Here is a 6,998-nt window from a genome sequence, read left to right as displayed (position 1 = left end):
CTCCGCCCCAGGCCCCGGCGGGGGCTCTGCCCCCTGCATCCCCCGGTTTTGCCCCCCCCCCCCCCCCGGGGGGGGGGGGGGGGGGGGGGGGGGGGGGGGGGCCCCCCCCCCCCCCCCCCGGGGAGGGGGACGTCAGCGCAGACGGCCGGCGCCCGCCTGGTGGTCGACGATCCCCGGCAGCGCCTTCGGGCTGTCGATCCGGGTGCGCAGGGACGGGGTCCAGTCCCCGCCTCGCTGGAGGATCTCGTCGGGGACCTGGGCGTTGTGCACGGCGATCAGGTCGGTGAGCCTGCCGTTGACGTAGTTGTGGGACTCGGTGACCGGCGAGTCCTTCCACTTCTTGAGGATCCGGCCCGCGCCGACGCCGGGCGCCAACGTGAACGCGTTGTGTTCGGCGACGAGTTGGGACTCCATGCCGATGCCGAGGCTGTAGCCGTAGCCGGTGTTGGCCACGAAGTGGTTGTTGTAGGAGTCGACCTGCCCGAAGCGGACGCGCGGGGCCCGCTCGATGAGGTTCTCGAACAGGTTGTGGTGCAGGGTCACCTTGAGGTGGCCCCGGTCGATCGCGGCGGTGGACGCGCTGTCGCTGTTGCCGATGAGGATGGTCTTGTCGTGGTCCTCGAAGACGTTCCAGGAGACCGTCACGTAGTCGGCGCCCTTGACAATGTCCAGCTCGCCGTCGTGCTGCTCGAAGATCCGGCCGTAGTAGTACGGCAGGGTGCTGTTGGGGTGCTCGCCGTCGGTGAAGGTGTTGTGGTCCATCCAGACATGGGTGGAGCCGGTGATCACCGCGCTGTCGTACTCGGAGTTCCAGTTGCCGTCGGCGGTGTCGGTGGGGTCCCACTGCGGGAAGCAGTCCAGCGGGCTCTCCAGGGTGAGGTTGCGGACGATGATGTTGTCCACGTTCTTGATCTGAAGGCTGGCGCCCTTGAAGCCCGCGTCCTCGCCGACGCCGACGAGGGTGGTGTTGGCGGGGATGTTCGCCTTGATGTACTTGTCCTGGAGGGCGGCGGAGGCGCGGCGCAGGCCCTCGGGGCTGTCGTCGGGCTCGCCGTCCAGGTTCCGGTCGCGGCCCCACGTCCGAGGCGCGTAGGTCTCCAGGTAGGTGTCGAAGTCGTAGCCGGGCACCTCGAAGGCGGAGCAGCTCGGGCCGTCGGCGTCGATCATGCCCTTGATCTTGATGATCTTCGGCGCGCTGCCGCCGGCGGCGAGCGCGGCCTTGAAGCCGTCCCAGGTGGTGACGGTGTAGGTGTGGGCGGCGTCGGCCTGCGCGCCGCCGGTGGTGCCGGTGCCGTAGGAACCCCAGCCGTCCTTGGCCGCGAGCACCTGGCGGGCGGTGTCGGGGGTGTGGGGCCCGGGGGCCGCGGCGGCGGTGCCGGTGACGGCGAGCACCAGGGCGGTGCAGCCCACGGCCGCAGCGATGACACGCTCATGACATTTCTGTGTGCGCACTGTACGGATCCTCTTTCAACGGGGAGCGGGACAAGAAGGGGCGCGGGGAACCGCGCGCCCAGCCGCGGACGGCCCACGGCCCGGAACCGGCCTCAAGCCCCCGGACCGTCCGCCTTCGTTTCATCGGCCGGCGTCAGCCCTGGTTCTGCTTCCACTCGGCCTGCGCCTTGTTCAGCTGGTCGGCCAGCGTGTCCAGGAACTGCTTGGCGCTCATCTTGCCGAGCAGCACCTTCTGGAAGTTCGCCTCGTTGTCGGCCTTGGAGATGGTGTTCCAGTCGGGCAGGTAGTACGGCAGCTGGACGATCTTCGTGTCGGCCCCGTTCAGCGCCTCGGCCGCCAGCTTCGTCGGCTCGGCCTGCTGGATCCAGGCGTCCGCGGCGGCGTCGACGTTGGTGGGCACCTGCCCGGCGGACTCGTTGAACTTGGAGTTCTCCGCGGCCGAGGCGGCGAACTCGATGAACTTCCAGGCGGCCGCCTTGTTCTTGCTCGCCTTGAACAGGCCGACACCGTCGACCGGGTTGGACACCTGCACCCGGGTGCCGTCGCCCAGCGTGGGGTTCGGGATGCCGCGGAACTTGTCCTTGCCGAGGGCCTTCAGGTGGTCCTGGTACGAGCCCAGGTTGTGGCTCAGCATGCCGATGGTGCCGCTGTCCCACTGGGCGACCATCTTGGTGAAGTCGTTGTTGACGTCGGCGGACGGGGTGTCCTTCTTGTACAGCGCGACGTACTTCTCCAGCGCCGCCACGTTCTTCGGGTCGTTGACGGTGGTCTTGTCGCCGTCCCAGAACGAGGTGATGCCGGTCTGCCCGTACACCGCGTCCAGGGCCGGCGCGATGGAGCCCTCGCCGCCGCGGATGGTGAAGCCGAACTCGTTCTTGCCCTTGTTCGTGAGCTTGCCCGCAGCCTTGTAGAACGTGTCCCAGGTGGTCGGCGCGTCCAGCCCCGCCTTCTTGAACAGGTCGGTGCGGTACCACAGCGTGCCGTTGTTCACCGAGGTCGGCACGTGGTACAGGGTGTCGCCGCCGCCCGCCGCCTTGCTGACGCCGAGCACGTTCTCGCTGAGCTTGCCGTTCAGCTCGCTCTTCGCCAGCCGGCCGTCCAGCGGCTCCAGGGCGCCCTGGGCGGCGATCTCGGCGAGCATCGCGGTGCCCACGCCGCCGACGTCCGGCAGACCGCCGCCCTGGATGGCGGTGTCGTACTTGGACTGGGCGCTCGCGGCCGGGATGCCGACATAGTTGACCTTGATGTCCGGGTACTTCTTCTCGAAGTCCGCGATGATCTGCTTCCAGACGTCGGTGCGCACACCGCCGTTGTTGTCCCAGAAGGTGATCTCGCCCTTGCCGGAGCCCTCGGAACCCTTGCTCTTCCCGGAGGCGCTGCCGTCGTCACCGCACGCGGTGGCGGTCAGCGCGAGCGCGGAACCCAGGACGACGGCCACGGCGGCACGCCTGCTTCTACGGATGTTGATCTTCATTGATCGGCTCTCTTCTTCTGGATCCAACTCGGAGGTGGAGCTTGGGGCTTGGGGCTGGGGATTCGGGGACACTTTCCGGTAAGCGCTTGCTGGAGGGGTGTGCCACGGCGGCTCCCGGCCGAGGCGACGACGGGGCGGGTTACGGCATGGTGGGGGCGGGAGGGTTCCCGACGGGCGGTTTCCTCATGACCGGGCCGCCTCGCGGGCCAGTTCCCCTGCCTCGTCCCGGCCGAGCCGGCCGTCGGCGACGACGGTGACGACCCGGCGCAGGACGGTCTCGCCCGGCTCGATCGCGAGCCGCCGCTCGGCCGCCAGCGACGAGCCCACGGCCGGGTACTCCGCGGCCCGCACGAACCAGGCGTCCCGGCGGGTGGCGTCGGTGGCCCCGGCGAACACCAGCGTCCAGGTGCCGCCCACGAGCGCCACCCAGTCGGCGCGGGTGCCGTGGGCCTCCGCCTCGCCGTCCCGGTCGGCGGTGAGGACGAGCGGGGGCCGCTCCTCCTTGCGAGCCCGCCAGAAGAAGCCGCCGTACGCCGCGCCGGGGCGTCCGTTGGTGGCGGGGCTGCCGATCGACAGCGCCCGGGGGGTGACGTTGGTGAGGGCGACGGTGAAGTCCAGGGCCCAGGCGGTGGCGGTGAGTCCGGTGGCCTCGACGGTACGCCGCTCGCGCAGCAGCTCACGGCCCGCGGCCACCCAGCGCAGCTCCTCCTCGAACCGGTCGGCCTCGCGCAGGGGGAAGCCGGTGTGCCGCTGGGCGCCGTGGTTGTCCAGCTCGGTCGGGCCCCGGTCGCGTACGAAGGTGCGCCCGCCCCAGAAGTTGTGCCCCTCGACGTCGGGAACGGCGACACCGACGCCGAGGTGGTGGAGGTGGTCGGAGGGGCCGAGTTCGGTGACCGCGGTGCCGGCCAGGGTGGTGACGGGGTGCAGATAGGGGCGCGGGGAGAGCCGGTCGGGCAGCTCGGGCCGGGTGACGTAGCGCGCGACCGGGCGGCCCGCCACGCGCAGGACCGGGGAGTCCGTCATCCGACGGCCACCTCCTTCGGCGACGCCCAGTCGACGTCCAGCTCGGAGTACAGGGAGAGGGTGTCGGCGACGGCCGCGACGAGCCCGTCGACACCGGGCACGACCCGGCGGTCCTCGTCGGCCAGGCGCCGCCAGAAGCCGGCCGGCAGCGCGCCGGGGTCCGGGGCGGTGCGGATCGCCTCGACGACCCGCATGAAGGCGCCCGTGGACGCGGGCGGGACCAGCAGTCCGGCCCCGGTGGTCAGATGGCCGACCAGGTTCTCCAGCAGGTCGGTGCGGCCGTACTCGAACTCCTCCGGGCCGTGGCCGGCCCGTTGCAGCAGCGCCCGGTCCTGCTTGTACCAGAAGGTGATCCGGCCGCTGCTGCCGTGCACCATGACGTACGGGTCGTCGGGGCGCTCGGCGCACAGGGTCGCCGCGACGGCGGCCCGGCCGTGCGGGGTGGTGACGCGGACGCAGGAGGTGTCGTCGGCCTCGATGGCGTTGGCCCGCCACAGCTCGGTCTCGATGCCGGTGATGTCCTCGGCGCGGGTGGCGCCGAGCAGGGCGAGCGCGGTGGACACGGCATGCGCGAGGGGGTTGGTGAGCACCCCGTCGACCACGTCGACGCCGTTCAGACGGCGCCTGCCCGCCCAGGGCGCCCGCCGGTAGTAGGCCTCGTCGCGCGCCCAGGCGCCCGCCGCGCCGACCCCGGTGACCGTCCCGATCATGCCCTTCGCGACCAGCTCCCGGATCGCGGGCATCGCGTGCGAGCCCAGTGCCTGGAAGCCGATCTGACAGGCGACACCCGCCTCGGCGACCCCGTCGGCCATCCGGCGGAACTCCGCGTAGGAGGGGGCGGGCGGCTTCTCCAGCAGGAGGTGGACGCCCCGCGCGGCGGCGATGAGCGCCAGGTCGGTGTGGGTCGGGATGGGCGTGCAGATCACCGCGATCCGCGCGCCGGTGGCGTCCAGCAGCGCGCCGAAGTCGGCGGACTGCGCCGGTGTGCCGAGGCCGCCGGGTATCTCGTCCTCGGCCAGCGGGGTCAGCTCGCAGATGCCCACGAGCCGTACGAGGCCCTGGTCCTGGAGCCGGCGGATGTTGTCCAGGTGCCAGCGGCCGTGACCGCGGGCACCGGCGAGTACGACCGGCAGCGGCGTGGTGGCGCCCGTCGGTGCGGTGGCCGCCGTCGGTGGAGTGGTGGCCGTCATCCCTTCACCGCCCCCGCGCTGAAGCCGGTGATCAGCCACTTCTGGATGAAGGCGAACACGATCACCACCGGTACGGCGGCGACGATGCCGCCCGCGGCCAGCGCGCCCAGGTCGACGCTGTCCGCGCTCATCAGGGTGTTGAGGCCGACCGGAATGGTCTGCTTGCTCTGGTCGGAGAGGAACATCAGCGCGAACAGGAAGTGGTTCCAGGCGTGCACGAAGGCGAAGGAGCCGACGGCGATCAGCCCGGGCCGCAGCAGCGGCAGGACGACGATCCGGAAGGCGGAGAAGCGGTTGCAGCCGTCCACCCAGGCGGCCTCCTCCAGGGACGGGGGCACGTTCTTGATGAAGCCGCTGATCAGGATCATCGACAGCGGAAGCTGGAAGACGGTCTCGGCGATGACGACGCTGCCCAGCGAGTTGATCATCGACAGCTTGGCGAAGATCTGGAAGAGCGGGACAAGCAGCAGCGCGCCGGGCACGAACTGCGAGCAGAGCAGGGCGAGCATGAAGCCGCGCTTGAGCCGGAAGTCGAACCGGGCGAGCGCGTAGCCGCCGGCCAGGGCGACGACCGTGGTGAGGACCAGGGTCGCGACGCCGACGAGCACGCTGTTCTGGAAGTAGAGGCCGAAGCTCCGCTCGGTCCACACCTTCTCGAAGTGTTCGAAGGTCATCGGCCAGGGCACCAGCGAGGTGGAGCCGGCCGGGCGCAGCGCGAACAGCAGGATCCAGTAGAAGGGGATCAGGGTGAAGAGCAGATACACGGACAGCGGCAGATAGATGTGCCAGCGCGGGACCTCGTCCCAGGCGCGGCGCCTGCCGCGCGGCCGGGAAGGCTCGGACACCACGCGCTCGGGCGCGGGCGCGATCTCGGTGATCACTTCTCACCTCCGAACTTGCTCAGCCGCAGATAGACGATCGAGCAGAAGAGCAGGATGACGAACGCCACCGTGGTCAGGGCGGAGGCGTAGCCGAAGTTGTGGGCGTCGACGCTGGTGTTGGCGATGTAGAGCGGCAGGGTGGTCGTCTCGCCGGCCGGTCCGCCGCCGGTGAGGGTGTAGAGCAGGTCGACGTTGTTGAACTCCCACACCGCGCGCAGCAGCGTGGACAGGACGATGGCGTCCTTCAGATGGGGCAGGGTGATGTGCCAGAACTGCTTGAGCCGGCTCGCCCCGTCGACCTCGGCGGCCTCGTACAGGTCCGTCGAGACGGACTGGAGGTCGGCGAGGATGAGGATGGCGAAGAAGGGCACCCCGCGCCACAGGTCGGCGACCACCGCCGCCGGGAACACGGTGGAGGTGTCCGACAGCCAGCTGGTGCCGTAGGAGCCGATGCCCATGTCGGCGAGGTAACGGGTGATGCCGGTCTGGGAGTTGTAGAGCAGCACCCAGATCGCGGAGGTGAGCACGCCGGAGACGGCCCACGGCGAGAACACCAGGGCCCGGCCGAGCCCGCGGCCCACGAAGGTCTGGTTGACGATCAGGGCGAGCGCGAGTCCGAAGAGCAGTTGCAGCCCGACCTCGACGACCACCCACTTGGCGCTGAAGATCAACGTGTCCCAGAACTGGGGGTCCTGGGTGAAGGCGTGGACGAAGTTGTCGAAGCCCGCGTATCCGTTCCGCCACGGCTTGGTGGGGTTGTAGTTCTGCAGGCTGTAGTAGAAGACGCTGAGCACCGGGTAGGCGATGAAGCCCAGCATGAGCAGGGCGGCCGGGGCGATCAGCAGGTACGGAAGCCTGCGCGGCGTGGCGGAGGCACGGCGCCGCCGGGGTGGCGCGGGCGGTTTCGCCACGGCTGCGGCTTGGGCCATGACTGTTCTCCTCGGAGTGGGGCAGTGCGGCAGTCCATAGGAAGCGCTT

Annotated in this window: 6 protein-coding genes; all 6 read right to left on the bottom strand. The window is 70.4% G+C overall.

What is annotated here, in order from left to right:
• Positions 1–132 precede the first annotated feature (132 nt).
• The 6 genes from ACIQFZ_RS20150 to ACIQFZ_RS20125 all read right to left on the bottom strand — a co-directional run bounded on the left by ACIQFZ_RS20150 (position 133) and on the right by ACIQFZ_RS20125 (position 6,949).
• Positions 133–1,452, bottom strand: a complete 1,320-nt coding sequence (locus ACIQFZ_RS20150; RefSeq protein ID WP_402691812.1) for a polysaccharide lyase family 1 protein — start codon at positions 1,450–1,452, stop codon at positions 133–135.
• A 133-nt stretch (positions 1,453–1,585) separates the two neighbouring features.
• Positions 1,586–2,926, bottom strand: coding sequence for an ABC transporter substrate-binding protein (locus tag ACIQFZ_RS20145; protein ID WP_376651369.1), 1,341 nt, complete (start codon positions 2,924–2,926; stop codon positions 1,586–1,588).
• A gap of 183 nt (positions 2,927–3,109) precedes the next feature.
• Positions 3,110–3,949 carry a PmoA family protein gene (locus ACIQFZ_RS20140; protein ID WP_402691811.1) on the bottom strand — a complete coding sequence of 280 codons (840 nt, stop codon included), beginning with the start codon at positions 3,947–3,949 and terminating at the stop codon, positions 3,110–3,112.
• Positions 3,946–5,139 carry a Gfo/Idh/MocA family protein gene (locus tag ACIQFZ_RS20135; RefSeq protein WP_402691810.1) on the bottom strand — a complete coding sequence of 398 codons (1,194 nt, stop codon included), beginning with the start codon at positions 5,137–5,139 and terminating at the stop codon, positions 3,946–3,948. Before ACIQFZ_RS20135 ends, ACIQFZ_RS20140 begins: the two co-directional genes overlap by 4 nt.
• Positions 5,136–6,020, bottom strand: coding sequence for a carbohydrate ABC transporter permease (locus ACIQFZ_RS20130; protein ID WP_376651371.1), 885 nt, complete (start codon positions 6,018–6,020; stop codon positions 5,136–5,138). The genes ACIQFZ_RS20135 and ACIQFZ_RS20130 overlap by 4 nt, the downstream gene beginning before the upstream one ends.
• Entirely contained in the window at positions 6,017–6,949 is a 933-nt protein-coding gene (locus ACIQFZ_RS20125; RefSeq protein WP_365420892.1) for a sugar ABC transporter permease, read from the bottom strand. The genes ACIQFZ_RS20130 and ACIQFZ_RS20125 overlap by 4 nt, the downstream gene beginning before the upstream one ends.
• Between the last annotated feature and the right edge of the window lie 49 nt (positions 6,950–6,998).

Origin of the sequence: Streptomyces sp. NPDC093064 (assembly GCF_044754605.1) — a bacterium.
Classification (GTDB): Bacteria; Actinomycetota; Actinomycetes; order Streptomycetales; family Streptomycetaceae; genus Streptomyces.
The sequence above is the reverse complement of the archived record's forward strand: the minus strand, read 5'-3'. Positions and strand labels throughout refer to the sequence as shown.

Excerpts from the sequence above, each read along its gene's own strand:
- ACIQFZ_RS20145 (WP_376651369.1), bottom strand. The coding sequence starts at position 2,926 with ATGAAGATCAACATCCGTAGAAGCAGGCGTGCCGCCGTGGCCGTCGTC.
- ACIQFZ_RS20140 (WP_402691811.1), bottom strand. The coding sequence starts at position 3,949 with ATGACGGACTCCCCGGTCCTGCGCGTGGCGGGCCGCCCGGTCGCGCGC.
- ACIQFZ_RS20135 (WP_402691810.1), bottom strand. The coding sequence starts at position 5,139 with ATGACGGCCACCACTCCACCGACGGCGGCCACCGCACCGACGGGCGCC.
- ACIQFZ_RS20125 (WP_365420892.1), bottom strand. The coding sequence starts at position 6,949 with ATGGCCCAAGCCGCAGCCGTGGCGAAACCGCCCGCGCCACCCCGGCGG.